This window comes from Dyella sp. ASV21 (assembly GCF_016428975.1).
In the GTDB taxonomy this organism is placed as follows: domain Bacteria; phylum Pseudomonadota; class Gammaproteobacteria; order Xanthomonadales; family Rhodanobacteraceae; genus Dyella.
Map to the genome: position 1 here is coordinate 1 of NZ_JAELTT010000006.1, position 26,036 is coordinate 26,036.

The 26,036-nt window shown below is 65.4% G+C and carries 26 protein-coding genes; 16 read left to right on the forward strand and 10 right to left on the reverse strand.

All coding sequences use genetic code 11. The features are described 5' to 3' along the window. From JHD67_RS03385 to JHD67_RS03395, 3 genes are all read right to left on the reverse strand, one after another. Window positions 1–1,138, reverse strand: a 1,138-nt coding sequence (locus JHD67_RS03385) for a M20/M25/M40 family metallo-hydrolase (RefSeq protein ID WP_199097306.1), incomplete at its 3' end; no start/stop codon positions are given. Between the two features lie 120 nt (window positions 1,139–1,258). Further along, on the reverse strand, window positions 1,259–2,020 hold the full coding sequence (locus tag JHD67_RS03390) for a hypothetical protein (protein ID WP_199097308.1): 762 nt from the start codon (window positions 2,018–2,020) through the stop codon (window positions 1,259–1,261). A gap of 51 nt (window positions 2,021–2,071) precedes the next feature. Then, window positions 2,072–2,497 carry a DUF6326 family protein gene (locus JHD67_RS03395; protein ID WP_199097310.1) on the reverse strand — a complete coding sequence of 142 codons (426 nt, stop codon included), beginning with the start codon at window positions 2,495–2,497 and terminating at the stop codon, window positions 2,072–2,074. A 123-nt stretch (window positions 2,498–2,620) separates the two neighbouring features. Here JHD67_RS03395 and pxpB point away from each other — a divergent pair, with 123 nt between their 5' ends. From pxpB to pcp, 6 genes are read left to right on the forward strand one after another with little or no spacing between them, the layout of a single operon-like run. Further along, entirely contained in the window at window positions 2,621–3,448 is an 828-nt protein-coding gene (gene pxpB, locus JHD67_RS03400) for a 5-oxoprolinase subunit PxpB (RefSeq protein WP_233171607.1), read from the forward strand. Continuing rightward, the gene (locus tag JHD67_RS03405) at window positions 3,445–4,422 is read left to right on the forward strand and encodes a biotin-dependent carboxyltransferase family protein (protein ID WP_199097312.1); all 978 of its coding nucleotides are present in this window, start codon (window positions 3,445–3,447) and stop codon (window positions 4,420–4,422) included. Before pxpB ends, JHD67_RS03405 begins: the two co-directional genes overlap by 4 nt. Beyond that, window positions 4,419–5,201 carry a 5-oxoprolinase subunit PxpA gene (locus JHD67_RS03410; protein ID WP_199097314.1) on the forward strand — a complete coding sequence of 261 codons (783 nt, stop codon included), beginning with the start codon at window positions 4,419–4,421 and terminating at the stop codon, window positions 5,199–5,201. Before JHD67_RS03405 ends, JHD67_RS03410 begins: the two co-directional genes overlap by 4 nt. Beyond that, window positions 5,198–5,890 (forward strand): DUF969 domain-containing protein, encoded by a 693-nt coding sequence (locus tag JHD67_RS03415; protein ID WP_199097315.1) that lies wholly within the window; start codon window positions 5,198–5,200, stop codon window positions 5,888–5,890. Before JHD67_RS03410 ends, JHD67_RS03415 begins: the two co-directional genes overlap by 4 nt. A 2-nt stretch (window positions 5,891–5,892) precedes the next feature. Beyond that, the gene (locus JHD67_RS03420) at window positions 5,893–6,861 is read left to right on the forward strand and encodes a DUF979 family protein (RefSeq protein WP_199097317.1); all 969 of its coding nucleotides are present in this window, start codon (window positions 5,893–5,895) and stop codon (window positions 6,859–6,861) included. A gap of 23 nt (window positions 6,862–6,884) precedes the next feature. Further along, on the forward strand, window positions 6,885–7,538 hold the full coding sequence (gene pcp / locus JHD67_RS03425) for a pyroglutamyl-peptidase I (RefSeq protein ID WP_199097319.1): 654 nt from the start codon (window positions 6,885–6,887) through the stop codon (window positions 7,536–7,538). Between the two features lie 46 nt (window positions 7,539–7,584). On the opposite strand, the gene JHD67_RS03430 is transcribed toward pcp, so the two are convergent. Together JHD67_RS03430 and JHD67_RS03435 are read right to left on the reverse strand one after the other, a co-directional pair. Continuing rightward, a complete protein-coding gene (locus JHD67_RS03430) occupies window positions 7,585–10,059 on the reverse strand; it encodes an isoamylase (RefSeq protein ID WP_199097321.1) in 2,475 nt (824 codons plus the stop codon). Window positions 10,060–10,165: 106 nt separating this feature from the next. Further along, entirely contained in the window at window positions 10,166–11,008 is an 843-nt protein-coding gene (locus JHD67_RS03435) for a plasmid replication/partition related protein (protein WP_199097323.1), read from the reverse strand. A 140-nt stretch (window positions 11,009–11,148) separates the two neighbouring features. Between JHD67_RS03435 and JHD67_RS03440 the strand changes: the two genes are divergently transcribed. From JHD67_RS03440 to JHD67_RS03465, 6 genes are all read left to right on the forward strand, one after another. Beyond that, the gene (locus JHD67_RS03440) at window positions 11,149–12,087 is read left to right on the forward strand and encodes a peptidylprolyl isomerase (RefSeq protein WP_199097325.1); all 939 of its coding nucleotides are present in this window, start codon (window positions 11,149–11,151) and stop codon (window positions 12,085–12,087) included. A 149-nt stretch (window positions 12,088–12,236) separates the two neighbouring features. Further along, window positions 12,237–12,722, forward strand: a complete 486-nt coding sequence (locus JHD67_RS03445) for a PadR family transcriptional regulator (RefSeq protein ID WP_199097327.1) — start codon at window positions 12,237–12,239, stop codon at window positions 12,720–12,722. A 24-nt stretch (window positions 12,723–12,746) separates the two neighbouring features. Further along, window positions 12,747–13,541: a siderophore-interacting protein gene (locus JHD67_RS03450; RefSeq protein ID WP_199097329.1), complete on the forward strand. Its 795-nt coding sequence runs from the start codon at window positions 12,747–12,749 to the stop codon at window positions 13,539–13,541. Window positions 13,542–13,651: 110 nt separating this feature from the next. Then, a complete protein-coding gene (locus JHD67_RS03455) occupies window positions 13,652–15,808 on the forward strand; it encodes an AsmA family protein (RefSeq protein WP_199097331.1) in 2,157 nt (718 codons plus the stop codon). A 79-nt stretch (window positions 15,809–15,887) separates the two neighbouring features. Next, complete coding sequence (locus JHD67_RS03460; RefSeq protein WP_199097333.1) at window positions 15,888–16,817, forward strand: DMT family transporter; 930 nt, start codon at window positions 15,888–15,890, stop codon at window positions 16,815–16,817. Window positions 16,818–16,916: 99 nt separating this feature from the next. Then, entirely contained in the window at window positions 16,917–18,032 is a 1,116-nt protein-coding gene (locus tag JHD67_RS03465) for a calcium:proton antiporter (RefSeq protein ID WP_199097334.1), read from the forward strand. A gap of 5 nt (window positions 18,033–18,037) precedes the next feature. On the opposite strand, the gene JHD67_RS03470 is transcribed toward JHD67_RS03465, so the two are convergent. Then, window positions 18,038–18,940, reverse strand: coding sequence for a LysR family transcriptional regulator (locus tag JHD67_RS03470; protein WP_199097336.1), 903 nt, complete (start codon window positions 18,938–18,940; stop codon window positions 18,038–18,040). A 168-nt stretch (window positions 18,941–19,108) separates the two neighbouring features. On the opposite strand from JHD67_RS03470, the gene JHD67_RS03475 reads away from it, so the two are divergent. Beyond that, window positions 19,109–19,750, forward strand: a complete 642-nt coding sequence (locus tag JHD67_RS03475) for an NAD(P)-dependent oxidoreductase (RefSeq protein WP_199097338.1) — start codon at window positions 19,109–19,111, stop codon at window positions 19,748–19,750. 34 nt (window positions 19,751–19,784) lie between these two features. Here JHD67_RS03475 and JHD67_RS03480 read toward each other — a convergent pair whose 3' ends face one another. The 3 genes from JHD67_RS03480 to JHD67_RS03490 form a co-directional block, all read right to left on the reverse strand. After that, window positions 19,785–20,699, reverse strand: coding sequence for a copper resistance protein B (locus JHD67_RS03480; RefSeq protein ID WP_199097340.1), 915 nt, complete (start codon window positions 20,697–20,699; stop codon window positions 19,785–19,787). Beyond that, complete coding sequence (locus JHD67_RS03485) at window positions 20,696–22,444, reverse strand: copper resistance system multicopper oxidase (protein ID WP_199097342.1); 1,749 nt, start codon at window positions 22,442–22,444, stop codon at window positions 20,696–20,698. The genes JHD67_RS03480 and JHD67_RS03485 overlap by 4 nt, the downstream gene beginning before the upstream one ends. A gap of 80 nt (window positions 22,445–22,524) precedes the next feature. Continuing rightward, window positions 22,525–22,884 carry a hypothetical protein gene (locus JHD67_RS03490; RefSeq protein WP_199097344.1) on the reverse strand — a complete coding sequence of 120 codons (360 nt, stop codon included), beginning with the start codon at window positions 22,882–22,884 and terminating at the stop codon, window positions 22,525–22,527. 292 nt (window positions 22,885–23,176) lie between these two features. Between JHD67_RS03490 and rlmJ the strand changes: the two genes are divergently transcribed. The 3 genes from rlmJ (at window position 23,177) to JHD67_RS03505 (ending at window position 25,634) form a co-directional block, all read left to right on the forward strand. After that, window positions 23,177–24,058, forward strand: a complete 882-nt coding sequence (rlmJ, locus tag JHD67_RS03495) for a 23S rRNA (adenine(2030)-N(6))-methyltransferase RlmJ (protein WP_199097346.1) — start codon at window positions 23,177–23,179, stop codon at window positions 24,056–24,058. A gap of 90 nt (window positions 24,059–24,148) precedes the next feature. After that, on the forward strand, window positions 24,149–24,667 hold the full coding sequence (locus tag JHD67_RS03500; protein WP_199097348.1) for a Slp family lipoprotein: 519 nt from the start codon (window positions 24,149–24,151) through the stop codon (window positions 24,665–24,667). Between the two features lie 58 nt (window positions 24,668–24,725). Next, window positions 24,726–25,634 carry a cation diffusion facilitator family transporter gene (locus JHD67_RS03505; protein WP_199097350.1) on the forward strand — a complete coding sequence of 303 codons (909 nt, stop codon included), beginning with the start codon at window positions 24,726–24,728 and terminating at the stop codon, window positions 25,632–25,634. Between the two features lie 6 nt (window positions 25,635–25,640). On the opposite strand, the gene JHD67_RS03510 is transcribed toward JHD67_RS03505, so the two are convergent. Continuing rightward, complete coding sequence (locus JHD67_RS03510) at window positions 25,641–26,036, reverse strand: VOC family protein (protein ID WP_199097351.1); 396 nt, start codon at window positions 26,034–26,036, stop codon at window positions 25,641–25,643.

A 26,036-nucleotide genomic window follows, 5' to 3' on the forward strand; every position in this document is an offset into this window, starting at 1 on the left:
GTACATGGGCGAGCACATCGCCCACGCTTTCTCCCGGCAAGATTCGGTAGTTCACCGTGCCAGTGGCCATGGAGGGCAACATGTTGTCATTCACGCCGGCCTGGAAGGTCGTTTCGGCGGTGGTGGTGCGCACCAGGGCATTGCCCGCGGGGGTCCGCGCCAGCTCGTTGATCAGCATCGGCTCGAACAGCCAGCGGTTGCGCACCAGCATCCGCCGACGAAATGGAAGCAAGGGCGCCACGGCATCGAGCATGGCCTTGGCGGCGGGAGTGACCCGCGCCGGGAACTGGTTCACCTCCAGCTTCACCATGGCGCGACTGAGAATGCCGATCGCCGATTCTTCACTTGGCTGCGAGGAGTGACCGCCTGCGGCCAGCACGGTAAGCCTGACCGTAGCGAAGCCCTTTTCCGCGACACCAACCACGGCGAACTCACCGGGGACTCCCGGCAACAGTTCGCGGGTGATCGCGCCGCCTTCATCCAGCACCAGCCCGGCATGCACGCCGCGTTGCTGCAGCAATTGAGCGATCGCTTTCGCCCCTTGCTGGCCCCCACGCTCTTCGTCACTGCCGAACGCAAAGTAGATGGTGCGGCGCGGCACAAAGCCCTGCTGCAGCAATTGCTCGGCGGCCTCCAGAATGGAAACGAGACTGGCTTTGTCGTCCAGCGCGCCGCGCCCCCACAACACGCCGTCCGATATCTCGCCCGACCAAGGGTCATGTAGCCAGCGCGCACGCGTCTCCGGGTCCACCGGCACCGTATCCTGATGGGCGGAGAAGATGATCGGCGTCTGCGTCGCGTCGCTTCCCTTCCAGGTAAACAGCAACGCGCCGTGTCCCACCTCTTCCAGTACCAGATCGTTATGGACGCGTGGGAATTGCTGGGCCAGATAGGCATGGAACGCCCGCAATTGCTCGATCGGCGGCGGCGCATCGCTGGTGGAAACCGTGGGCAGCCGCACCGCGCCGGCCAGGCGTCGCAGCACGGCGGGCGCTTCCAGTGCCAGTGGCGCAATGGGCATCGTATCGACCGGCGCGGGCAAGGGTGATGGTGTCCAGGTACGCTCCAACAACAGCGCTCCCAATGCCACCAGACCGAGCACAAGCGCGCTCGTCAGCCTCCATACTCGCTTGCCCATGCCCGAACGTCCGACCGAAATACTCGGAGCCAAGGTTGCGTCGTCCAGCAGCATCTCGACAGTAGCCGCAGCACCCGCCAATGCGTCGGCGTGGTGAGTGCGACGGCGACAGCGAGGGCGTCAATCCATGCTGTGCAACAGCTCGACCAGCGGCTGTTGCGATACGCGTATGCCGCCATTGGAGGGGCGATCGAGGTCCACGATGATGGAGAGCGACAGCACCACCAATACAAATACCAGCAGCGATGCCACGCGATAACGCCCACGTTGGTATCCGGTGAGACCCGCGGCCACGATGCAATACAGCAGCAGCGCCCACATCAACCGCGCAGGAACGTGCGAGCTGCGCGAGGCGGCTCGCTCCCCGGCAACATCGATCATGTCGTTGGTCGTGCTGACCAGCAGTTGCGCCAGGGCGGTGGTTCGATGGGGGTAAACCGCCTCGCTGGTCTGCTTCCAGATTTCCAGCTGCACCTTCTCGCTCGTCGCGGCGGCCTCTTGCTCCGCCTTGGCGGTGTCGGCCAGGCCGTACTGGACGCGCAGCCCCACGTACTGCTTGAGCAGCGCACGCAGGTTGTCGCGTGGCTCCGGATCCAGCAGATCCATGCGTAGCCACGTGGTCCCGATGGCGTTGGCTTCCTTCACCACCAGCGTGCGCCGTTCGTCGTAACGCTGCAGCGACAGGGAGAAAGTGAAGCCAATCAGCAGGGCCAACAGGCCGAGCACGGCGGTGAGGGAAAATTCATCGCCCTCCTCGCCGCTCGACGCCCGGCGACTCAGGCGCTTGCTCAGCAGCCAACCCGCTTCGCTGGCGATCACCATGGCTACTAGTACGATCAGGCTCATCCACCCGATCGGCCATTCGAGAAACAGCTCGTTCATAGGCGCCACGCTTCCCCCGCGAAATGAATATCGACTCGAACTGGACGTGCTTTACAAGGCCGGCTGTCGCGGCCAGCGCAGCGCGTACCAAACGGTCAACAGCGAGAGCGCCACTTCGATGCACCCCAGAACCAGATAGAAATGCCAGGCGCCGGGCATGGACATCAGCATGATGGCCGCATAGGCCAGGCCCAGCACGATATTGGCGATACGATTGATCGCGGGCGGCAGCACCAGGCACAAGATCACCATCAGGCTGGGCACCGCCATCAACAACGCCGTGGCCAGCAGCACGCCTTGCGTCGTCGGGCCCAGCGGCCCCATTTGCCCATCGAGCATGCTTTTCAGGGTACCGGGCCGGTACAGCCCGAAATAATCGCCATAGATGTAGCAAAACATCAGGCTGGCCCACAGGGCCGAGAGCTTGATCTTGATCGGTACTGGCGTGTTCTCCAGCGCCCCTTTGCTCGCGCGCATACGTTCCCCCTCGTTATCGGTCCATGACCTCGTCGGCACTGCCCTGTCTTGGCCGGAGGCGCGCCACTCACGGGTGCCCGGCGACAGTCGGGCGATCTTCGCACGGCCGGCTGGAAGCGCGCGATGGCCTGGGTGCATGATGATGCGGCCACCGCCGAAACGATCGCTCCACATGCATGTCGCTGTTGCCGCCCTGACTCACCGCCGCGCCTCACCGGAGTGCGCGGCTTGATCTCGCCCTCGCCGATGCCCCCATGGGAGCCGCTGGCGGAAGACGCGCTGCTGTTGCGCTTTGGCGAGGTCATCGATGCCGCGCTCAATGCCCGGGTGCACGCGGCGGCGGCGCTGCTGCGACATCAGCTGCACGGGGTCGAATGCGTGCCCGCGTACGCCAGCCTGCTGTTGCGTTTTGAGCCTGCCCAGTGGGAGCCCACTGCGCACGCCAGCTCCTGGCAGCGGGTCGCCGAAGCGGTGCGGGCCGTCTTGCAGATGCCGGTACCGGTGCAGGAAAACCCGCGCGAGGTGGAGCTTCCCGTGCTGTATGGCGGCGACTGCGGGCCGGATCTGGCCACCGTGGCAAGCTACGCCGGGCTCAGCGAGGCCGAGGTCGTTGCGCGCCACTGCGCCGGCAGGTATCGCGTGGCGATGCTCGGCTTTGCACCGGGCTTTCCTTATCTGCTGGGGCTGGACCCTGCGCTGGCCTCACCCCGCCGGGCCAAGCCGCGCCTGAGCGTACCGGCCGGCAGCGTAGCCATCGGCGGTCAACAGACCGGCGTCTATCCGCAAGCACTGCCCGGTGGCTGGCAGGTGATCGGGCGCACGCCGCTGTCGCTATTCGATATGCGTGCCGAGTCACCCGCACGCCTGTGTCCTGGCGATGGCGTGCGCTTTCGCGCCATCGATCAAGCCGAGTTCGCACGCCTGAGCGCGATGCCGGAGGCCGATCGATGAGCGTATCGGTGCTCAAGCCCGGCTTGTTGACCAGTTTGCAGGATGGCGGCCGGCCCGGTTATGCCGCGCTGGGCGTCGGCCGCGCGGGCGCCATCGATGTGCCCGCCTGGCGACTGGCCAATGCGCTGGCAGGTAATCGGGGCGATGAGGCCGCGCTCGAACTTACCCTGATCGGTCCCACCCTGCGCTTTGAGCGCGCGGCGGTCATCGCACTCACTGGTGCGCCCGTGGATGCGCGTGTGGATGGCATGCGCCTGCCCGGCTGGACGCGCTGCGTGCTTCCCGCAGGCAGCGTGCTGCAGCTCGGCGCCATGGCGCAGGGCTGCCGCGCTTACCTGGCGATCCGCGGCGGCTTTATGGCGGAGCCGGTGCTCGGTAGCCGCAGCACGGATCTGCACGCGCGCATCGGCCCTCATCAAGGGCGCCCGCTCAGCGCGGGCGATCGCCTTGCCGTGGGTGAATCCGGGCCGGTGCTGACGCGCGTGCACACGCCGTCGCCACTGGCCTGGAGCTTGGACCCGCAGCCCTGGTTCGATTTCCACGCCTCGCCCATCGCACTGCTGCGCGGTCATCACTTCGCCGCGCTGAATGAAGATTCGCAACAAAGGCTCTTCCAGGATCGCTTCGTGGTGAGCACCGACAGTAACCGCACGGCCAGTCGCCTGGATGGTCCGCGCCTTGCCTTGCGTGCACCGCTGGAACTGATTTCCGAAGCGACCTTGCCGGGCACGCTGCAATTGCCGCCGTCCGGACAGCCCATTGCGCTGCAAGTGGAGGCGCCGGTGACAGGTGGCTATCCGCGTATCGGCCAGATCGCCGCGGTGGACTTGGCGCGACTGGCGCAGCGCCGCCCAGGCCATGCCGTATGCTTCGTCGAGACCACGCTGGAAGAGGCGGTTGCCCGACTGGCGCGCCGCCAGCGACGTCTGCAACGCTTGCTCCATGCCATCGCGCAACGACTGGAACACGCATGACCGCACCCGCCACCAAAACCATCGATATCAATAGCGACCTGGGCGAATCGTTTGGCGCCTGGCGCATGGGCGATGACGAGGCACTGCTCGCAGTCGTCAGCTCGGCCAACATCGCCTGCGGTTTTCATGCCGGCGATCCGGACATGATGCGGCGCACGGTAGCGCTGGCACTGGCGCATAAGGTTGCCATCGGCGCGCACGTCTCGCTCCCCGACCTGCAAGGCTTCGGTCGTCGCGAAATGGCAGTGACACCCAACGAGGTGTACGCGATGACGCTCTATCAGATCGGCGCCCTGCACGGCTTTGCGCAGGCGGCCGGTGCACGCCTGCGGCACGTCAAGCCCCACGGCGCGTTATACAACATGGCCTCACGCGATCGCGTGCTGGCCGACGCCATCGCTGCCGCTGTACGCGATGTCGACCCCACCCTGCGCCTGTTTGGGTTGGCCGGCTCGGCCCTGCTCGACGCGGGACGCGCAGCTGGCTTGCCAGTGGCGTCGGAAGCCTTCGCCGATCGCGGCTATCGCGCCGATGGCTCGCTGCAACCGCGGCGCGAGCCCGGCGCCGTCATCACGGAGAGCGACCAGGCCATCGCCCAGGCCATGGCCATGGCGCGCGAAGGCAAGGTGCGCGCCGTGGATGGCGAAGTCATCGAATTGGTGGCCGACACCTTGTGCGTACACGGCGATGGCGCGCACGCCGTGGCCTTTGCGCGCAACCTGCGCGCGGCACTGGAGGCCGTGGGCATTGGCGTTTCCGCCCCGGGGGATGCCGCATGAATTACTGGCCGTTGCTCGGCGTGGCGGTGATCGTGATCGGCTTTGCCCTGCGTTTTAACGCCGTACCGGTCGTCGTGTGCGCCGCCTTGGCCAGCGGTCTCCTTGCCGGCCTTCCGGTCACTGACCTGCTTGCCCTGCTCGGCAAAAGCTTTGTTTCCAGCCGCATCTTACTGTTGTTCGTCCTGACGCTCCCCGCCATCGGCCTGCTGGAACACGCCGGCCTGCGCGAACATGCCCAACGCTGGATGACGCGATTGCGCGGCTTCACACTCGCACGCCTGTTGATCGGCTACCTGTTGGTGCGCGAAACCCTGGCCACGGTCGGCCTGTACGGCGTGGCCGGTCATGCGCAAACGGTACGGCCGCTACTGGCGCCGATGAGTGAGGCGGCGGCAGAGAAAATACTTCCCACGCTCAGCGCGGAGGATCGCGACGAGCTGCGTGCCATGGCGGCGGCCACCGACAACATCGGCCGTTTCTTTGGCGAGGATGTATTCATCGCCATGGGTGCTGTGCTGTTGATCCAGAACTTCTACGCGCAGCACGGCATCGACCTTACGCCACTGTCTATCGCGCTATGGGCCTTGCCCACGGCGATTGCCGCCTTCCTGATCCACGCGACGCGCATCTGGCTGTATCAGCGCCGCCTGCAACGGCGTGCCGCAGCGCTCCACGCGGGAGCGCGCTGACCATGCTGCGTATCGAGTACGGCTATTGGCTTATCGCCGCGTTCCTGCTCTATGCCGCCGTGCGCAATGTCCGCGAAGGCCATTACTGGCGCGCGACGTTCTGGCTGCTGCTCGGTACGCTGTTTGCTGGTGGCGATTATGTACTCGCCCAACAAAAGGCTGGCGATTCCGTTCCGGCGCAATGGGCCGGCGCAGGCGTGATCGCACTGGCCTTGCTCGCGCCGAAGCTGCGGCGCCTTCCGCATGCCGAAACCAGCTCCGTGGAGCAACGCACCGCATCGGCGATACGGCTGGGTCACCGATTGTTTGCGCCTGCCCTGCTCATTCCTTTGGTGACCTTGCTGGTCGCCTTGCTCGGCACGCATCTGGCGTGGGGTGGACAACCGTGGTTTGCCCCCACGCAAACCACGCTGATCGGCCTGGTGCTGGCATGCATCCTCGCCCTCCTGGCCGCCGCATGGGTTACCCGCGAGCCCCTGTCGCAGGGCTTGGCCCAGGGCCGTCGGCTGCTCGATGCCATCGGCTGGGCCGCGCTGTTGCCCTTGCTGCTCGCCGCGCTGGGCGAAGTGTTCACGCAAAGCGGCGTCGGCCATGCCGTGGCGGCGCTCGCCAACATGATCTTGCCCAGCGGCAGCGCGTTTGCCTGCCTGCTGGTATTCGCGCTGGGCATGGTGCTTTTCACCGTAATCATGGGCAACGCATTCGCCGCGTTTCCGGTCATGATGGCCGGTATCGGCCTGCCGCTGCTGGTGCAGCGCTACGGCGCACACCCGACCATTCTCGGGTCGATGGGTATGCTGTGCGGCTATTGCGGCACCCTGCTCACACCGATGGCTGCCGATTACAACCTGGTGCCCGCCGCGCTGTTGGAGCTGCGCAACCCGTACGGCGTGATCCGCGCGCAATGCTGGAGCGCGGCAGGCATCTTCATCGCGACGTTCGCCATGATGTGGCTACTGGTGTTTCGCTGATCATCACCCCACGGTCCCCACTTATGCGCAAGCATTCCCGCATTCTACTGACTGGCTTTACCCCGTTCGGCAACGAGACCATCAATCCGTCGTGGGAGGCGGTGCGCCTGCTCGATGGCCAACGCATTGGCGACCATGTCGTGGCGGCCCGGCTGCTGCCTACCGCGTTCGTGGACGCCCGGCGCGAACTGGAGCTGGCAGTACGCGATATCGAACCGGACATCCTGCTCGGTGTGGGACAGGCGGGTGGCCGCAGCCGGTTGTCGATCGAACGTGTCGCCATCAACGTGCAGGACGCCCGCATCCCTGACAACGCGGGCGCCCAACCCATCGATGAACCGGTGCTGCCGGGCGCTCCCGCCGCGTACTTCAGCAACCTGCCGATCAAGGCCATGCTGGCCGCCGTGCAGGCCGCCGGCGTGCCGGTGGAAATCTCCAATACTGCCGGCACCTTCGTGTGCAACCACGTGGCGTATCTGATGCTGCACCTGGCCGCCCAGCACAAAGGCACGCGCGCGGGCTTTATCCATATTCCGTATCTGCCCGAGCAGGCAGCGGGCCTGCGGGATGCGCCCAGCATGGCGAAAGAAGAGGTGATTCGCGGCTTGACGGCGGCGCTGCACGCCGCGGTCAACCAGATGGAGGACGACAAGCTCGGCGCCGGCACGCTGGACTGAGCGGCCGCACCCTGCCGCTGCGACGACAGGATGCGGCCATGGGCGATTACTTCGATATCAACAACAGCAACGACTGGCCGCATTGGCCATATGTCGTGCCACCGCCACCGATCAAGGTTTCGTTGCCGGGCGTCACGAAGGTGTTCGCGCCATCGTTCCAGTTGCAGGTATCCGTCACCCGGTACCAGTTGGTGCCCGAGGGCGGCGGCGGCAAGGTGAAGGTGACACTCCCCGACCAGCCGTTGTACGCGACGTAGATCGAATTGGCGTCGCCTAACGAGGGACCGTTGATGGTGTAGGCGATGGCGTAGTTGCTGGTGTTGTTCCAGTAGCTGCTGTTGGCGGCCGCCCCGCTGGGCTGGTACCACGCCAGCTGGCTGGTCGTATACCAGCTGGCGGGACGCAAGGCCGGATGCGCCTTGCGGAAGGCGATCAGACGCTGCGCAAAGTTGTAGAAATTGGACTGATCGCTGCTCCAGCTATTGGTGAGCCAATTTGCGGTGGAGTCGAGGTTGTAGGCGTTGTTGTTGCACTGAAGCGTGCGCAGGTATTCGTCGCCACCTTGCATGAGCGGTGTGCCCGCCGAGAGCATTTCGAAGGCCATGCCAGTGCGCGCCGCGCGGCGCTGATCGAACGCCGTGCCGGTGCCCGCCGACATGCCCTGGTCCCAACTGTAGTTGGTACTGGTACCGCCATCGGACGGCCCATACGGCCACGCCTGGCTGTTGCTTGAGCCGTTGCAGGAATAGACGTCCTTGAGGGTCAGACCATCATGCACATCGATGAAGTTGACCGAGTTCCACGGCGCTCGCCCATTGGCCTGGAACAGATTGGACGAGCCGGAGAAGTCGTTGGCGTCCTGGGTGATGTAAATGGTCATGGTGCCCAGCGCGTTCTGCGCCTGGCGCAGGCTGTCGCGGAACAGGCCATTCCACTCCGACCAGCCCTGGGGAAAGCCGCCCAACTGATAGGAGTTGCCGCCAATCGCCCACGGCTCGGCGAACAGATCGACACCACTGCCGCCGCCGGCAGGACGCACGGTGAACTCGCGCAGGATGCGGTTGATGGCGACATTGCTGTCGGCCGCATCGAAGTTATAGCCGCCGTTGGGGCAATTGGGCGCCGCCGAGGTATAGGCACCATTGAGGCAGCTGTTGCCGAGCACGGAGGCCAGATCGAAACGAAAACCATCCACGCCCAGCGTATTGGTCCAGTAGGCCAGCGAATCGACGATCAGATTCTGGGCAACGGCGTTGTACGTGTTGAAGTTCGCGCCAATGCCGGTGTTGTCGTAGAAATACTGGTTGCCGGAAGCCAGCTCGTAATACGTGGCGTTGTCCAGGCCACGCCAGGAGTAGATGGTGGCGGTGGTCGGGTCGCTGCCGCTCCAGGTGCCACCTTCGGCGGTGTGGTTGTAGACCACGTCGACGTACACCTTGATACCGGCGTTGTGGAATGCCTGCACCATCGCCTGGAACTCCGCCGTGGGGCCGCCAGGCGACTTGTTGTAGGCATAGCGCCGATCGGGGGCGAAGTAGTTCTCGGTCATGTAGCCCCAGTAGTTCTGGTTGGCATCCGAGTTGGGTACTACATCGTTGGCGTCGTTCTGGGTTTCCTGCACCGGCAGGAACTCCACCGCCGTGACGCCCAGGCTCGCCAGGTAGGTGGCCTTGAGGCCGGCACCGTAATACGTGCCGCGATACTGCGCGGGGATGCTGGTGTCCTGCTGGGTGAAGCCGCGCACATGCACTTCGTAGATGACATCGTCCTTCTGCGCGCGGGTAGGCTTGGTGCCGGTGCTTTGCGTGCTCGGCGCCAGCACGATGCCCTTGGGCGCATAGGTACCGCTGTCGATGTTGCGATAGCTGGCGCCCGAGGCGAATACATTGCCGTTCTGGTTGGACGGGTTGAGCGGGTCCTGGCTCACTTCCTGCGCATAGGGATCGAGCAGGAGCTTGTTCGGATTGAAGCGATTGCCGTTGGCGTCCACGTCGGACACGAAACCGGCTTGCGAACCCTTGCCCCAGCTCGCGCTATAGGGCCAGTTGGGACCCCACGCGCGATACCCGTAGTACACGGTGCCGGTAATGCCTGCCGCCTGAATCGCCGACACCGGTACCGTAACGGCCCATACGCCATTGCCTGCGGGGCTCAACACATACGTGGCCGACTCCTGCGCGCCGTAACCGCTCGCATACAGGTACACCACCATGCGCGTGGCCTGCGAGGAATAGACACGAAAGGTGATGTTGGCCTGCTGCGCGTCGTAACTCGCGCCCAGGCTCATGCTGTTGATGGCCGCCTGGACGGGCGTTGCCGCTGTCCAGGCAAGACTGGCGCATGCCAGCAACGCGGCAAGGATCTTCGGGCACTTCATCGGGTTGAGCCTCCATCCTGTTTCGTGAACGATCAGGTAGAACAGCATCGACGCCATGAAGCGCTTCCTTGCCGCGGCTGGCGGGTGGAACAACGAGCCACTACTGCGCGAGGTGACGCGCAGGTGCGCGCGTGATCTCCCCACGCGCGGCTCCTTTTCGAGCAACAGTGCGAGCGATGGTAGGAAGCATCGCAGTGCAGCAACCAGCGGCTGCATACGTATTCATTGCACGGGCATGCCGCCGTGCGACTTACTCGACCGAACGCTGCCAGCGCGCCAGCTGTTGCTGGAGCGCCTCGTTCTCGGCCTTGAGTTCCGCCACCTCGCGGGTGAGCTCGGTTACGCGATGGCGCAAGGTGGGCAGATCGTCCGTGGTCTCCTCACCGGCGGCGGGCGATTCCTTGGGTGGCCGACGGCGCGCTTCGCGTGCGCGCTTGGCCGCCTGCTTCAGCTCATCGCTGCCTGCCTGGGCGGCGGCGCGCTGTTCTTCTTCCGGCAAGGTGGCGACGGCCGCCGCGGCATTGATCGACAGGCTGCCGGATTTCACCGCCGCCACCACTTCGGGCGCGGCCTGCTTCTGAATCTTTTCGATCGCCATCACCTGGCTACTGCTCAGGCGTGCCTCGCGCGCGAGTTCCTGGCGGCTGGGCAACGCTTCCTTGCGACCGGATCCGACCGGCGCGGCGGTCTGCGTGACCGGCTCGGCCACATCGGAAGCGGCCGCTTCGGGCGTTGCTTCCACAGCGGGTTCCTGTTTGGTCCGCACGCGGCGCGATGAAAGGATCTCGCGCTTGCGCAGCGCCAGCACGCCGCGCTGGAAATCGGACACGCTGCGACGGCCCAGATGCTGCTCGATCATCCACAGGTGCACGTCTTCCATCGACTGGAAGCGGGTGTTCTGCACGGTGCGGAAGGGCAAGTCGTGCTTCTTGCAGATGCCGTAGCGATTGTGCCCATCCACCAGGATATTGCCCCACAGCACCAGCGCGTCGCGACAGCCCTCGGCGAGCAGGCTGCGCTCCAGCGCTTCATGCTCGTCCGGGGTGAGAGGGTCGATATAGGCCTTGAGTTCTTCGTTGACGACGATGTCCATGGGTGCGGCTACAGCTTTGGCGAAACGGGGGCGGCATTGTAGAGAACCCCGGCCCCGGATGCCCGCCCCACCAATACGCCCGCGCCAGGCGCGTCGTGGGTCTGCTAAGTTGCCGCTTCCACTGCCTCGAACGGATGCCCATGGAACGACCCACCCGTCTTGCCGCCGCACTGCTCGGACTCACCCTGCTCGGCGCCCCGGCGCTGCATGCCGACAGCCCGGCCCGTACGCCCACGCCAAAGGAACTGCTGGACAAGTCCAGCGCGCAGGAATGGCGCACGCCCGACCCGCAGAACCTGCTGCTGATGCAGCTGCCCCAGGGCAAGGTGGTGATCGAGCTGGCCCCGGATTTCACCCCGCTGCACGTCGCCAACATCCGCACGCTGGTGCGCGAGCACTATTTCGACAACATGGCGGTGGTGCGCGTGCAGGACAACTTCGTTACCCAATGGGGCGACCCGGAGGATGACGACAAGGGCGACAAGGCCAAACTCAAGCCGCTGGGCAGCGCCAAGGCCACCTTGCCGCCCGAATACACCCGCCCCATGGATGCCAAGCTGCCCTTCACCGCGCTGCCCGATGGCGACGTGTACGCGCCAGAAGTAGGCTTTTCCGAGGGTTTCCCGGTGGCGCGCGACAAGGCCAGTGGCCAGGCGTGGTTGACCCACTGCTACGGCATGGTGGGCGTGGGGCGCGACATCGACCCGCAAACCGGCAACGGCAGCTCCTTGTACGCCGTGATCGGCCAGGCGCCGCGCGGCCTCGACCGCAACCTCGCCGTGGTCGGCCGCGTGCTGCAAGGCATGGAGTTCCTCTCCGGCCTGCCGCGTGGCACCGGCCCCCTGGGGTTCTATGAAAAGCCCGAGCAGCGCCTGAGCATCCGCTCGGCGCAATTGGTGTCCGAACTTGCACCGGCCCAGCGCCCGAAGATCGAAGTGCTGCGCACCGACAGCGCCACCTTCGCCGCCCTGATCGATGCCAAGCGCAACCGCCGCGACGATTTCTATCGCAACCCGGCCGGCAAGATCGACCTGTGCAGCATCAATATCCCGGTGCGCGAGGCCAAGGCGTCGCCCTGACGAGCATCCGTTCCCACATCGGGTCTCCAACGAACGCCGGCCCTGCGCCGGCGTTTGTCTTTCTGCCCGATCCCACGGGTTAGTTCGGGGCCACTTGCCTCGCGCCGAATTTCGATATATCGTTTTATTTCGATATATCGGACTATGCAATGCGCGCCACGTCCTCCACCGGCCGCCTGCTCGGCCACGGCGATCTCCGGCTGTTACTGCTGGTGCTGATCGAACAGCAGCCTCGGCACGGCTATGAGCTGATCCGGCTGATCGCCGAGATGTTCCATGGCCATTACACGCCAAGCCCGGGTGCCATCTATCCCACGCTTACCCTGCTGGAAGAACAGGCCCTGTTGCGCGCCACCGAAGAACCCGGCGGCCGTAAAAGCTATGCACTGGCGCCTGCCGGCAAACGCTTCCTGGCCGATCACGCCGAGTCGGTGGAGGCCATGTGGCTGCGCACTCGCCATGCCGCCCGCACGGCCGCCAAGATGACCGTGCCGCCGCCCGTGCGCCACGCCATGGAGGCGGTGAAACACGCGTTGCTCACGCACCCCAAGGCATGGAATAGCGCCGAAGCGCGCCGCGTGGCGGCCCTGCTGGAGCGTGCCGCCGCCGAGATCGCCCACGCCTCCGAATCCTGACACCCGACCCCATCGAGTATCCCCATGACCCGACATGCCCATCAGATGCAGCGTCACACCGTGGTACTACGCGAGCTGGACGTACTGCGCGTGGAGCGCCTGACGCCGCACATGCAACGCGTGGTATTGGGCGGCAACGCCTTGCGCGGCTTTCTCAGCGCCTCACCGGACGATCACGTCAAGCTGTTCTTTCCCAACAGCGCCGGCCAACTGGTGCTGCCCACCGCAGGCAACGGCCGCCTGGAATTTCCCGAAGGGCTGGAACCGTCGCCCATGCGCGATTACACGCCCCGTCACTACGACGACGAGTTCAACGAACTGACCGTCGACTTCGTTTTGCACGGCGACGGCCCCGCGGCCAACTGGGCGGCACAAGCGCAGCCGGGCCAGCGCATCGGCGCGGGCGGTCCACGCGGCTCGTTTATCGTGGCCGACGATTTCGATCACTACGTGATGATCGGCGATGAAACCGCCCTGCCCGCTGTTGGCCGCTGGCTGGACGAGCTGCCCTACGGCGCACAGGCCACCGCGCTGGTGGAAATTCCCGGTAGCGCCGATCGCCAATCCTTGAGTTCGCGCGCCCAGGTGGAGTTGACCTGGCTGGAGCGCGACAGTCTGGACCCGGCCGCCAGCCGCCTGCTGGAACAGGCCTTGGAACGCCTGCCAGCGCCGCGCGGCGATGCATTCTGGTGGATCGCCGCGGAGTCATCGCGGGCGCGCCGCATGCGCCAATACCTCACCGATGAGCTGGGCGTGCCGAAGGAATGGGTGCGCGCTACCGGCTATTGGAAGGCGCCGGGAAGTGTCGAGGAAGAGTGAAAGCCGTGAACTTCCGCTGAGCGTGCAAGGGCGATAACCACAAAATTTTTCCACCCCGGCCGCTATGACTGTTCCATTGGCCCGTTCCTCGGCCGTTGCAGGAGAACTTGATGGCCGGGCGCCGCAGCAAATTGACGTGGTTTGTCTACGTACCGCTGGCCAGTGTGCTGCTGTTGATCGTGGTATTGCTGGTGATACTGGCGACGTTCGACTGGAATCGCCTCAAGCCCACCATCAACCAGCGCGTGAGCGCCAGCATCGGCCGTCCGTTTGCCATCAACGGCGACCTGCGCGTGGCCTGGGCGCGCGAACCCAGCGCCGACGGCCTGGCCGCGTGGATACCGTGGCCGCTGTTCGAGGCGCGAGACGTCTCCATCGGCAATCCCGATTGGGCCAAGCAGCCACAGCTGGCCCAGTTGGACGCGGTGCGCTTTCGACTGGCGCCGCTGCCGCTACTGGTGCATCGCGTGGATATTCCCACGCTGTATCTCATCCATCCGCGCCTGGACCTGGAGCGCGATGCGCAAGGTCGCGCCAGCTGGGATCTTTCTCTGGCGAGCAACGGCGGCCCATCCACCTGGTCGGTGCAGCTCGGCGCGCTCGGATTTGATCGCGGACATATCGCCTTCGACGACGCCGTCAGCAAGACGCAGTTGCAGATTGCCGTGGAGCCGCTGGAGAAGGCGGTGCCATACGACCAGATCGTGGCGGAGCAGTCCTCCGAGGCACGCGAGCAGGCAGGACACACCGTAGGTGCCGCCGGCGGCAAGGCGTTGGCCAAGGCATCGGCCACCACGCAGGCACAACTGCGCGACACCCGCGCCAATTACCAGTTCGCCTGGCAGGCCCAGGGGCAATACCAGGGCGTGCCGGCCACGGGCCAGGGCAAGATCGGCGCGGTGCTGGCCTTGCAGCAGACCGATACGCCATTTCCGGTGCAGGCCAAGGTGGCGTTTGGCGATACGCGCGTCGCTTTCGTCGGCACGTTCACCGATCCCTTGCACCTGGCCGCGCTGGATATCCGCCTGTGGTTCTCCGGCAGCAGCATGGCCAAGCTCTATCCGCTGACCGGGGTCACCCTGCCCGATACCCCGCCTTATGCCACTGAGGGCCATCTGCAGGCTAACCTGCAGCGCGGGCACAGCTATTTCAGCTATCGGGATTTTCGCGGGCGCGTCGGCGGCAGCGACCTGGCCGGCGATCTCGCCTACGATGCCAGCGCGCCGCGCCCTAAGCTCAGCGGCAAAGTGAGTTCGCAACTGCTGCGCTTCAGCGATCTGGCGCCCCTGATCGGTGCCGACAGTGCGCCCACGCGCCAGCAACGCGGCGATGCCACACCGCAGCCCAGCGACAAGGTGTTGCCGGTGGAACCGTTCCGCACCGACCGCTGGCGCGCGATGGATGCCGATGTGAACTTCAGCGCAGCGCACATCGAGCGCGACGCGGCCTTGCCCATCGATGCCCTCTCCACCCGTATCGGGATGGATGGCGGCGTACTGCACCTTGATCCGCTGGCCTTCGACCTGGCCGGTGGCCAGATCAACGGGCATCTCTCACTGGATGGCAGCCGTGCGCCGATGGCGGGTGCGATCCGCCTGGGCGCGCGCCATCTCAAGCTCAAGCAGCTGTTTCCCACCTTCGATCCCATGCGCACGAGCTTTGGCGAGATCAATGGTGAGGTAGCGCTGGATGCGCGCGGCAACTCGGTAAGCGACCTGATGGGCAGTGCATCGGGCGAGGTGAAGCTGCTGATGAACGACGGCGCGATCAGCAAGACACTGCTGGAAACGGCCGGACTCAACGTGGGCAATATCGTCATCGGCAAGCTGTTTGGCGACAAGACGGTAAAGATCAACTGCGCCGCCTCGGACCTTGCCGCCAGCAACGGGGTGTTTCAGACGCGCCTGTTCGTATTCGACACCGAGGATGCGGTGATCCACATCAACGGCTCGGTCAACTTCGCCAACGAGCGGCTGGACCTGGACGTGCGCCCGGACGCCAAGGGCCTGCGCATCCTGTCGCTGCGCTCGCCGCTCTACGTCAAGGGCACGCTCAAGAACCCGGATGTAGGCGTGCAACCGGGGCCGCTGATCCTGCGCGGCGGCGGTGCGCTGGCCCTGGGCGTATTCGCCGCCCCGGTCGCCGCCCTGCTGCCGCTGGTCGCCACCAGCAAGAATGCGCCGGACAACGCCTGCGCCGGCGTACTGGAGCAGATGCGTAGCCCGGCCAAGGCCAGCCCTGCCGGCACGCCCGCCGCCAAGCGCTGAGAGCCCGCTCAAAATCTCCGCGCCCGCGGGGTTGCGCCGCTAGAATGCAGCGCTCCCCGCTTTCCACCGATGTCCGCCCATGCAACCCGTCATCAAGGCCCGCTGGCAGATTCACTTCTGCGTCCTGCTGTGGGGCTTTACTGCCATTCTCGGCAAACTCATTACGCTGCCCGCCCTGCCACTGGTGTGGTGGCGCATGTTGATGGTGACGGCTGCATTGCTGCTCATTCCCAACGTGTGGCGCGGCCTCAAGGCGATGCCCGCGCGACTGCGCTGGGCTTATGCCGGCATCGGCGTGCTGGTGTCACTGCACTGGCTCACTTTTTACGCGGCGATCAAGCTGGCCAACGCGTCGGTGGGCGCCACCTGCATCGCGCTGGGCCCGGTGTTTCTGTCGCTGGTGGAACCGTGGATCGCCAAGCGCAAGTTCGACCCGCGCGAGCTGCTGATCGGCGTGGCGGTAGTGCCCGGCGTGGCGATGGTGGCGGGCGGCGTACCGGTGGACATGCGCGCAGGCATCGCCGTTGGCACCTTGTCCGCCTTGCTGGTGGCCTTGTTTGGCTCACTCAACAAGCGCCTGGTGGAACACGGCGACCCGCTCACGGTGACCTGCCTGGAGCTGGGCACGGGCACGCTCTTTCTCACCGCGCTGGCGCCGCTGTTGCCCCATGTCGGGCCGGCCTTCGTACTACCCAGCCTGCATGATGCGGCGCTGCTCACCCTGCTGGCCTTCGGTTGCACCCTGCTGCCCTTCGCCCTGGCCCTGGTGGCGCTGCGCCATATGAGCGCGTTCGGCACCCAGATGGTGACCAACCTGGAGCCGGTCTACGCGATCGTGCTGGCTATTGTCCTGCTGGGCGAGCAGCGCGAGCTGGATGGCTGGTTCTACGCCGGCGTGGCGGTGATCCTGGCTGCCGTGTTCGTGCATCCCCTGCTCACCCGCCGCCAAAACCGCCCCTCTCAGCCGGAGCTGCTGGGCACGGCCGAAAGCCATAGCCTGGTCGAATAGGCCTCGCCGGGTCGAAAAAACACCTACCCTTGAACTGCGCAGGGCTAAAGTCCTCCGCGGGTTGTTCCGGTGTGTTCCATCCGGCCGAGGGGGCCAGTGATGACTGCCAGCCGTTTGCCGGCCGTGTTCAAGGTCGAGTGGTTTCTTGCGATCAGCCTGGCCACCACGGTGGCGTTTGTGCTGTTTGGCTCGCGCCTGCTGGCCGGACTGGAGCGTCCGGTGTGGTTGGCGCTGATCTTCGCATGGCTGTTCACGGTGATCCTGGGTTCGGCGATGTCGGTGGTGCGTCATGCCGAATGCCTGGGCGACCTGCTCGGCGAACCGTACGGCACGCTGGTGCTCACGCTGTCGATCACCGCCATCGAGGTGATCAGCATCACCGCCATCATGCTGCACGGTGACAACAACCCCACGCTGGCGCGCGACACCTTGTTCGCGGTCACCATGATCATCTTGAACGGCATGGTGGGGCTGTCGCTGCTCTCCGGCGGCTGGCGACATCGCGAGCAGCACTACAACCTGCAGGGCGCCAATGCTTATCTCGGCGTGGTGATTCCGCTAGGCATCCTGGCGCTGGTGATGCCGGACTTCACCACCACCACGCCGGGGCCAACGCTCTCGCTCGCACAGGAGAGCTTTCTGGCGGTGATCTCGGTGGGCTTGTACGTGGCCTTTCTCGGCCTGCAGACGCGGCGGCATCGTGCGTATTTTTCCGCCGTCGCGCATGAGCACGACGACAGCGCCGTCGCGCAGCGCAGCGCCACGCGCACGCTGCTGCACGCAATGCTGCTGCTCGCCTATATGGTGCCGGTGGTGTATCTCGCCGAGAAGCTCGCCCACCCGGTGGACTATGTGGTGGAAACGTTGCGCAAGCCTGCCGCATTGGCGGGTCTGAGCATGGCCATTCTGGTCGCCACGCCCGAGGCCATCGGTGCGGTGCGCGCGGCCCGTCGCAATCACATGCAGCGTTCGGTGAACATTTTCCTGGGCTCGGTGCTGTCCACCATCGGCCTGACCATTCCCGCGATCCTGCTCGTCAGCCATCTCACCGCGCATCCGATCGTGCTGGGTCTTCAGCACACGGATCTGGTGTTGTTCGTGCTCACGCTCGCGCTGTGTCTGGTGACCTTTTCCAGCGGGCAGACCAACGTATTGCAAGGCGCCGTGCACCTGGTCCTGTTCGTGGCCTACCTGTTCTTTATCTTCCAGGGCTGAAGCGTTTACGGCGCGGCCATGGCGAGGCGCGCGCGCAGGTGATCGATAAAAGCGCGCACCTTGGCCGGCGGCTGGCGCCCTGAATAAACGGCGTAGATACCGCATTCGGGCAGGCTGTATTGCGCCAGCAGCACCACCAGCCGCCCTTCGCGCACGTCCTCGGTGACCAGATAGTCGGGCAGGATGCTCACGCCGGCGCCGTTGACGACCAGCGCATGCGCGGCCGCCACGTTGTTGGCTTGCGCGGTCTGGCGCATGCGTACCGTGCGGCGTGTGCCATCTGGCGCGGTGAACGTCCAGCGCAGCGGCGAGGACAGCAGCGCCAGCGCTACCCAATCCAGCGCGGCCAGTTCCTGCAGGTTGCGCGGCTCGCCGTAGCGGGCCAGATAGGAGGGCGCCGCCACCACGAGTTGCCGAAAGCCGTCCAGCCGCGCCGAACGCAAATTGGAGTCGCGCAGCCGCCCCATGCGGATGGCCAGGTCGAAGCGTTCGGCGATCAGATCGCTGACGTGATCGGCCAGCGCCAGATCGACCTGCAATTGCGGGTTGAGGCGGATGAAATCGGCCAGCGCGGGCGCCACCACGGCCGTACCGTAATCGCCGGTGGCGGTAAGGCGCAGCGTGCCGCTGGGCTTGTCCTGGCTGCGCCCCACCTGCGCGATGGCCGCTTCGGTTTCTTCCAGGATGCGCGCGCAATCGGCGTGGAATGCCGCGCCCGCTTCGGTCAGCGTCATGCGTCGCGTACTGCGCAGCAACAGCGTCACGCCCAGCTCCTGCTCCAGCCGCGCGATGTGCTGGCTGACCATCGCCTTGGTCATGCCCAGTGTTTCAGCCGCCGCCGTAAACGAGCCCGCGCGCACCAGCGCCACGAACACCGAAAGCCGGTTGAGATTGATATCGCCCGCCATGCCGCACCTCACTGTCAACTCAAACTTTACAGTGAATTCCCCTTGGGTGCGTTTATCGCGACACGCCAGTGGCGCATCATGCCCTTCGCCGGCCGCCCACGCGGCGCGTTCACACCGATCGCGTCATGGTCAAGCGGCCTCTTCCCATCCCTCTGGAGCGCACCATCCATGAAGATTGCCCTTTTCGGCGCCACCGGCCATATCGGCCACGGCATCCTCGACGAAGCCCTGTCGCGCGGCTACCAGGTGACCGCCATCGTGCGCGACGCCTCGCGGCTCACCACGCAGAACCCCAAGCTCACGGTGGTCACCGGCGACGTCGCCAAACCCGACACTTGGCTGGAGGCCGTGCGCGGCGCCGATGCCGTGGTGGCCAGCCTGTCGCCCCGCCGCGACAGCAACCCCGAAAGCATCCCTGCTAATGCCAAGCGGCTGCTGGACAACCTGCCCCAAGTCGGCGTGACGCGCCTGCTGTGGGTTGGCGGCGCCGGCTCGCTGGAAACCGCGCCGGGCGTGCGCGTGATGGATGATCCGAACTTCCCCGCCGCATGGAAAACCGAAGCCACCGTACAAGGCGAGGCGCTGGATGCGTTCCGCGCCAGTAAGGCGGCGGTGGAGTGGACCTATATCAGCCCCGCCGCGATGATCGAGGACGGTGCGCGCACCGGTCACTATCGCGTGGGCGGCGACCAGTTGCTGGTCGATGCCCACGGCAAGAGCCACATCAGCGTGGCCGACTATGCCGTCGCCCTGCTGGACCGCATCGAGAAGAACGACGCGCGTCGCCAGCGCATTACGGTCGCCTACTGAGGCCCGCACGGGGGCGGCGCAGGCCGCCCCTGACTCAGAACCACACACGCACGCCGGCCAACCAGGTGGTTTCACGCGCGTGCCATTCGGCTTCGCCCGACGCGCTCGCCGATGTTCCGAAGCGGCGCGTCCAGTTCACCCCCACGTACGGTGCGAACTTGCGGCTGAATTCATAGCGCAGGCGCAGTCCGGCCTCGGCATCCGATAGCCCGGAGGACACGCCACGCGGTGGATCGTCCTTGCCGTAGACATTCAACTCCACTCGAGGCTCGAGAATCAGCCGCTGCGTGAACAGCAGTTCGTAGCTCGATTCCACGCGCAGCGCCGTACGCCCCTGCTCGCCCAGGTAAAACGTGGCCTGGGTTTCGAACCCATAGGGCGCCAGCCCCTGCACGCCGGCCGCCAGCCACTGACGCGTGGGCCCCTGACCGAAATCGTGGCGTATGCCCAACTGCGTATCCCAGAAACTCGTCCAGGCGTGGCCCCATAGCGCCTCGATGCGGCCATCCCGGGTACCGCCGGCATCGCGCTCCCCTTCGGTCTTCAACCACACCCGATCGATGGGACCACCCCACGCACCTTGTGCCTCCCACGCGCTGGCGTAGTCGCCGCGGGTGCTACGCGTGCGCTCCAGCCGATCGAACAGCAGCATGCCCAGTGACGCGGCATCGTCCATCTGCATGACTTCGGCCATCTGCGCCGGCGACATTGTGTGCATCGGCTGCGCAGGCGGTGGCGGCGGTACATGCTCGTTGGGTGGCAACGCATCGGTGTTCGATGCCTGCGTGGCGTGCATGGAATGATCCATGACAGGCGCCTCGTGCGATTGCGCTGGGGTGCTCTCCTGCATGTCGTGCATTGCCGGCATGGGGTCCATGGGCGCGCTCTGCGCCGATGCCAACAGCGGCAGCAAGGCAACGGCGGCCAGCAGATAAGCTCGCGTGCTCATGCCACCACTACCTCGCGGAACATGCCCGCCTCCATGTGGTAGAGCAGATGGCAGTGATAGGCCCAGCGCCCGAGCGCATCGGCACTGACCCGATAGCTCACGCGCTGCGCAGGCTGCACCATCACCGTGTGCTTGCGCACCTGGAAACTGCCATCCGGCGCCTCCAGTTCGCTCCACATCCCGTGCAGATGAATGGGGTGGGTCATCATGCTGTCGTTGTTCAACACGATGCGCACGTGCTCACCATGGCGCAATCGCAACGGCTCGGCCTGGGAATAGCGCTTGGCGTCGAACGACCACAGGTAGCGCTCCATGTTGCCGGTGAGACGCAACTGGATTTCGCGATCCACCCGCGGCGAGATCGGCGCATCCACGGCGTGCAGATCGGCATAGCTGAGCACGCGCCGCCCGTTGTCGCGCAAGCCCACGCCCGGATCATCGAGGTTGCTGCGCGGCGCGGGCACACGCATATCCACTTCCGGCCCCGTCGGGAGCGGTGCGGACGTAACGTGCGCCATGGACACCGGCATACCCGGCATGCCGGGCATCGCGTCCATCGCCATGCCTGCCATGTCGCCATGCCCGCCGTGGTTCATGCCATCGTGATCCATCGCACCCATCATGTCGGCCATGCTCAGCAACGGCCGGGGGTCCAATGGCGGCACGTCCGCATTCATGCCGGCGCGCGGCGCCAGCGTGCCGCGCGCATAGCCCGTGCGGTCCATGCTTTGCGCGAAGATGGTCCAGGCGCGGTCTGCGCTGGGTTGCACGATCACGTCGTAGGTCTCGGCCGCGCCAATGCGAAACTCATCCACGCTTACCGGTTCCACCGGCTGGCCATCGGCGGCCACCACCGTCATCTTCAAGCCGGGAATGCGCACGTCGAAGAACGTCATGGACGAGCCGTTGATAAAGCGCAGGCGTAGCCTGTCGCCGGCATCGAACCGACCGGTCCAGTTGCCGGCCGGCGTGCGCCCGTTCACCAGATACGTATAGGCCGTAGCGGAAACATCCGCCAGGTCGGTGGGGTCCATGCGCATTTGATTCCACATGCGGCGCTCGGCCAGGGTACGGGATACGCCATCGCGCCCGGTCTCACGCAGAAACTCGCCGACGGTGCGCTTGCCATAATTGTAGTAATCGCCTTGCTTCTTCAGGTTGGCGTAGATGGTTTCCGGGTCAAGGTCGGTCCAGTCGTTGAGCATGACCACGTAATCGCGTTCGGCCAGATGACGCTCGCCGCCGCGCGGTTCCACCACGATGGGGCCATACAGTCCGGTCTGTTCCTGGAAACGCGAATGGCTGTGATACCAGTACGTGCCCGCCTGGTTCACGGTGAAGCGATAGACATACTCACCGCCTGGCGGAATGCCATCGAAACTCAGGCCAGGCACACCATCCATATCGGCGGGCAGCACCATGCCGTGCCAATGAATGGAACTGGTTACCGGCAGGCGATTGCGCACGCGCAGGGTCACCGTGTCGCCCTGGCGCCAACGCAGAAGCGGCGCCGGCAATTGTCCGTTGACTACCGTGGCGATACGGCGACGACCGGTGAAATCCACTGGCAGCTCGCCGATGTCCAACTCAAAATGCGTACCGCTCAGCTCGGCGCGCGGCGTGATTGCCTGGGCCAGCGCATCGCCGCGCCACAGGCCTAGCCCGGCCGCCACGCCACCCAGCGCCAACCCTTGTACGAAACGTCGTCGCGACGGCTGAAAGCCGCGCGTATCCTGCATGCTCATTTCACTGCTCCGTCAGCCGTATCCGTTGCGCGGACACGTCACATCGACCGACTCATCGGCCATGACCATCGAACGGAGAATCAGGCGACCGGTGGTCGCAACGGTGGCTCGTAGACGGGCTGAGGCGCCACTTGGCGATAGACCCGCCAAACCGCGCTCGTGGGAGCGGCCTGCCGCAGCGCAAGGGCCAACACGGTGGGCGTATACAGCGATGCGTGCGCGCAACAGCCATCGGTCGCATCGGCGGCGGTTTGACCCGCATCGTGATGATGCGCATCCACGCCGTGCTGCATGCCCATCACGCTGTCAGCCATCACCATGGCGGCACAACAATCAGACGACCGCGCCCAGACCGCACTCGCCAACGTCAGCCACGCACACAGCGCCAGCGCGAACACGGCGCGGCAACGGCGAAAGTGGCGCAAGAGAGGGCGAGTCATGAGGGCAGGATAGCGAGTGGGCGGTCAGGGGCTCAACTCTGGAGGTGGGTTTGCGCGGGCTGGTGGGCTGAGTTGGTGCTTGGCGGATGGAGCAGTAGTGGTTTTTGGACTGGCTGCCTGCTTCTGCGGGGATCACGTTACGGGTGAGGGTCGGGGTGTGTTCCGCTCTCTACCCAGGCTCTGCCTTCTCCGGGGGCGCCGCAAGCCTGGGCGCGTCCTTCCTCCCCCCCAAAACAAGCACCTGATCCGCAGCCCCCTATAATCACCCTCCAATCTCGCGGCCCCGCACCCCATGAACTATCGCCACGCCTATCACGCCGGCAACTTCGCCGACGTCCTCAAGCACACCGTGCAGCTCGCCCTGATCGAGGCAATGCAGGCCAAACCCACGCCGTTTGCCTTCATCGATACGCACGCGGGTAGCGGCTGCTATGCGCTCGATAGTGCCGAGGCAGGCAAGACCGGCGAGTACAAGGATGGTATCTCGCGGCTGCTGTTTCCCGACCTGCATGCTTCCAACGGCAAGGCCGCGCCGCTTCCACCGCTGCTTCGGCGCTGGCTGGACAGCATTATCAAGCTGCCGGGCAACGAGCATGGCCTGAAGCTGTATCCGGGTTCTCCCTTGCAGGCTGCGCGCGCCATGCGCGAAGGCGACAGCGCACAGTTGTGCGAGCTGCATCCGGAAGAAGCCGTGCGCCTGCGCGAGCTGTTTCATCACGACAACCGCGTGCATGTGCATCAGCGCAACGGCTACGAGGCGCTGAAAGCGCTGTTGCCGCCCAAGGAAAAGCGCGGACTGGTGTTGATCGACCCGCCGTACGAAGCGCAGGAGGCGGAGTATCGCGTGATCGAGCAGACGCTCAAGCTCGCCCTGGAGCGCTGGCCGACGGGTGTGTATGCGATCTGGTATCCGATCAAGCTGCGTAGCCAGGTGCAGCCCTTCCATCGCTGGCTCCAGCGCTGTGGCGCCCGCCGCGTGCTGCGTGCCGAGCTGCTGGTGCGCAGCGACGACTCGCCGTTGCGCCTTAACGGCACGGGCATGGTGGTGCTCAATGCGCCGTGGAAGCTCGACGAGGTGCTGCGCGAGCCGTTGCGCGCCATGACGACGCTGCTGTCTCAGGATCGTCCGGCGCAATGGCGATTGGATTGGCTGGTGGAAGACACCGCCAGCTGAACCCACAACGCGTTCAGCGACCGGTGTCTACCGACGACCCGGGTGGCCCGTTAAGCTGGGTATCTCGTAACCCGGAAGCCGGAGTCCGCCATGTCCATTCGCCTCGCCCCCGTTCTGCGTCGCGGCCTCCTGCCCGCCAGCCTGCTCGCGCTGGCGGCGTGTGCACCGGCACCGATCTACAAGCCCTCGCCCACCACCGTGGCGGTGGCGCCCAATATGGTGGCGCAAACCCCGGAGCGGTTCGCCAATGCCGATGTGATCTGGGGCGGTCGCGTGGTGGAAGTACGCAACCTGCCCGACCGCAGCGAAGTGGAGATCGTCGGCTACCCGTTGGACAACTCCCAGCGCCCCAAGGTGGACGACAACGGCGGCTGGGGCCGCTTCATCGCGGTGATGCCGGGCTATGTGGAACCCTATAACTACCCGCCCGGTTCGCTGGTGACCCTGGCCGGTCGCCTCACCGGCAACCGCGCGGGCAACGTGGGGCAGGCCAACTACGTGTTTCCGCTGGTGAGCGTGGCGCAATCGCATGTGTGGACGGCCGCCGAGTTGCAGAACGGCAAGTCCAACGTGAGCTTTGGCTTGGGTCTCGGCGTGGGCATCCGCTAAGCCTCGACGCGGGCGGCTGGCCCGTTACACTGCGGCCTTCGTTGCATGGGAAGGCACGATGGCCGCAAACGCCAATTCGCTCAGGGCGATCCTGCTCGCGCTGGGTGCGAACTTCGCTATTTTTGCCAGCAAGCTGGTCGCCGCGCTGTTGACCGGATCGGGCGCCATGCTCGCCGAGGCGGTGCACTCGCTGGCCGATTGCGGCAATCAGGGGCTCTTGCTGTTCGGCATGCGCCAGGCCGATCGCCCCGCGTCGGACGAATACCCCCTCGGCTGGGGCCGCGCGATGTATTTCTGGTCGTTTCTGGTGGCCATGCTGCTGTTCAGCGTGGGCGGCATGTTTTCCATCTATGAAGGCGTACACAAGCTCAGCCATCCCGAGCCACTCAAGTGGCCGTGGCTGGCGATTGGCGTGCTGGGCTTTGGCGTGGTCGCCGAATCGTTCTCGATGCACGGCTGCCTGCAAGAAGTGAACAAGGCCCGCGAGGGACGCAGCCTGTGGCGCTGGTTCCACGAAACGCGTTCGAGCGAACTGCTGGTGATCTTCGGCGAGGATCTGGCCGCCTTGCTTGGCCTGGCGATTGCGCTGGTGGCGGTGATCGCCACCATGCTCACCGGCAATCATCTCTATGATGCCGTGGGCACCATCGTCATCGGCGTGCTGCTGGTGGTGGTGGCCATCGCGGTAGCCAAGGAAGTGAAGGACCTGCTGATCGGCCAGGGCGTGGAGCCCAAGCGGCGCGAACAGATCATCGCCTTCATCAACGCACGCCCGGAAGTGGACGTAGTGCTCAACCTCATCACCTTGCAGATGGGCCCCGACGTAATGGTGGCGGTAAAGGCGCGCATGGCGCCCGCACCCGACCAGGGCACGCTGATCCGGGGCATCAATGACGTGGAGCGTGCCATGAAGGCCCAGTTCACCGATATCCGCTGGAGTTTCTTCGAGCCGGACGTAACGGACTGATCCGCCTCAAGGATTCTTGAGCTGCAGCAGATCCCACTTGTTGCCGTACAGATCCTGAAACACCACCACCGTGCCGTAGGCCTCGTCACGCGGTTCCTCGCAGAACACCGCGCCAGCGGCAAGCATGCGCTGGTAGTCACGCCTGAAATCGTCGGTGTGCAGCAGCAGGAACACGCGCCCGCCAGTCTGGTCGCCGATATGCGCGCGCTGCGCCTCGGTGGTGGCCTTGGCAAGCAGCAGGCGCGTTTCGGTCGCGCCAGGGGGCTGTACGACGACCCAGCGCTTGCCGCCACCCATATCGGTGTCTTCCAGCAATTGGAAGCCCAGTACCGACGTGTACCAGGCGATGGCTTCGTCGTAATCGGCCACCACCAGGGCGATGCTTCCAATGTACTGCTTCAC

Bases quoted from the DNA above. Each gene is read 5' to 3' on its own strand.
- JHD67_RS03460 (WP_199097333.1), top strand. From the start codon at position 15,888: ATGCAACCCGTCATCAAGGCCCGCTGGCAGATTCACTTCTGCGTCCTG.
- JHD67_RS03410 (WP_199097314.1), top strand. From the start codon at position 4,419: ATGACCGCACCCGCCACCAAAACCATCGATATCAATAGCGACCTGGGC.
- JHD67_RS03500 (WP_199097348.1), top strand. From the start codon at position 24,149: ATGTCCATTCGCCTCGCCCCCGTTCTGCGTCGCGGCCTCCTGCCCGCC.
- JHD67_RS03420 (WP_199097317.1), top strand. From the start codon at position 5,893: ATGCTGCGTATCGAGTACGGCTATTGGCTTATCGCCGCGTTCCTGCTC.
- JHD67_RS03390 (WP_199097308.1), bottom strand. From the start codon at position 2,020: ATGAACGAGCTGTTTCTCGAATGGCCGATCGGGTGGATGAGCCTGATC.
- JHD67_RS03470 (WP_199097336.1), bottom strand. From the start codon at position 18,940: ATGGCGGGCGATATCAATCTCAACCGGCTTTCGGTGTTCGTGGCGCTG.
- pcp (WP_199097319.1), top strand. From the start codon at position 6,885: ATGCGCAAGCATTCCCGCATTCTACTGACTGGCTTTACCCCGTTCGGC.
- JHD67_RS03445 (WP_199097327.1), top strand. From the start codon at position 12,237: ATGCGCGCCACGTCCTCCACCGGCCGCCTGCTCGGCCACGGCGATCTC.
- pxpB (WP_233171607.1), top strand. From the start codon at position 2,621: ATGGCCTGGGTGCATGATGATGCGGCCACCGCCGAAACGATCGCTCCA.
- JHD67_RS03465 (WP_199097334.1), top strand. From the start codon at position 16,917: ATGACTGCCAGCCGTTTGCCGGCCGTGTTCAAGGTCGAGTGGTTTCTT.
- JHD67_RS03440 (WP_199097325.1), top strand. From the start codon at position 11,149: ATGGAACGACCCACCCGTCTTGCCGCCGCACTGCTCGGACTCACCCTG.
- JHD67_RS03505 (WP_199097350.1), top strand. From the start codon at position 24,726: ATGGCCGCAAACGCCAATTCGCTCAGGGCGATCCTGCTCGCGCTGGGT.
- JHD67_RS03490 (WP_199097344.1), bottom strand. From the start codon at position 22,884: ATGACTCGCCCTCTCTTGCGCCACTTTCGCCGTTGCCGCGCCGTGTTC.
- JHD67_RS03455 (WP_199097331.1), top strand. From the start codon at position 13,652: ATGGCCGGGCGCCGCAGCAAATTGACGTGGTTTGTCTACGTACCGCTG.
- rlmJ (WP_199097346.1), top strand. From the start codon at position 23,177: ATGAACTATCGCCACGCCTATCACGCCGGCAACTTCGCCGACGTCCTC.
- JHD67_RS03435 (WP_199097323.1), bottom strand. From the start codon at position 11,008: ATGGACATCGTCGTCAACGAAGAACTCAAGGCCTATATCGACCCTCTC.
- JHD67_RS03395 (WP_199097310.1), bottom strand. From the start codon at position 2,497: ATGCGCGCGAGCAAAGGGGCGCTGGAGAACACGCCAGTACCGATCAAG.
- JHD67_RS03480 (WP_199097340.1), bottom strand. From the start codon at position 20,699: ATGAGCACGCGAGCTTATCTGCTGGCCGCCGTTGCCTTGCTGCCGCTG.
- JHD67_RS03450 (WP_199097329.1), top strand. From the start codon at position 12,747: ATGACCCGACATGCCCATCAGATGCAGCGTCACACCGTGGTACTACGC.
- JHD67_RS03405 (WP_199097312.1), top strand. From the start codon at position 3,445: ATGAGCGTATCGGTGCTCAAGCCCGGCTTGTTGACCAGTTTGCAGGAT.
- JHD67_RS03475 (WP_199097338.1), top strand. From the start codon at position 19,109: ATGAAGATTGCCCTTTTCGGCGCCACCGGCCATATCGGCCACGGCATC.
- JHD67_RS03485 (WP_199097342.1), bottom strand. From the start codon at position 22,444: ATGAGCATGCAGGATACGCGCGGCTTTCAGCCGTCGCGACGACGTTTC.
- JHD67_RS03415 (WP_199097315.1), top strand. From the start codon at position 5,198: ATGAATTACTGGCCGTTGCTCGGCGTGGCGGTGATCGTGATCGGCTTT.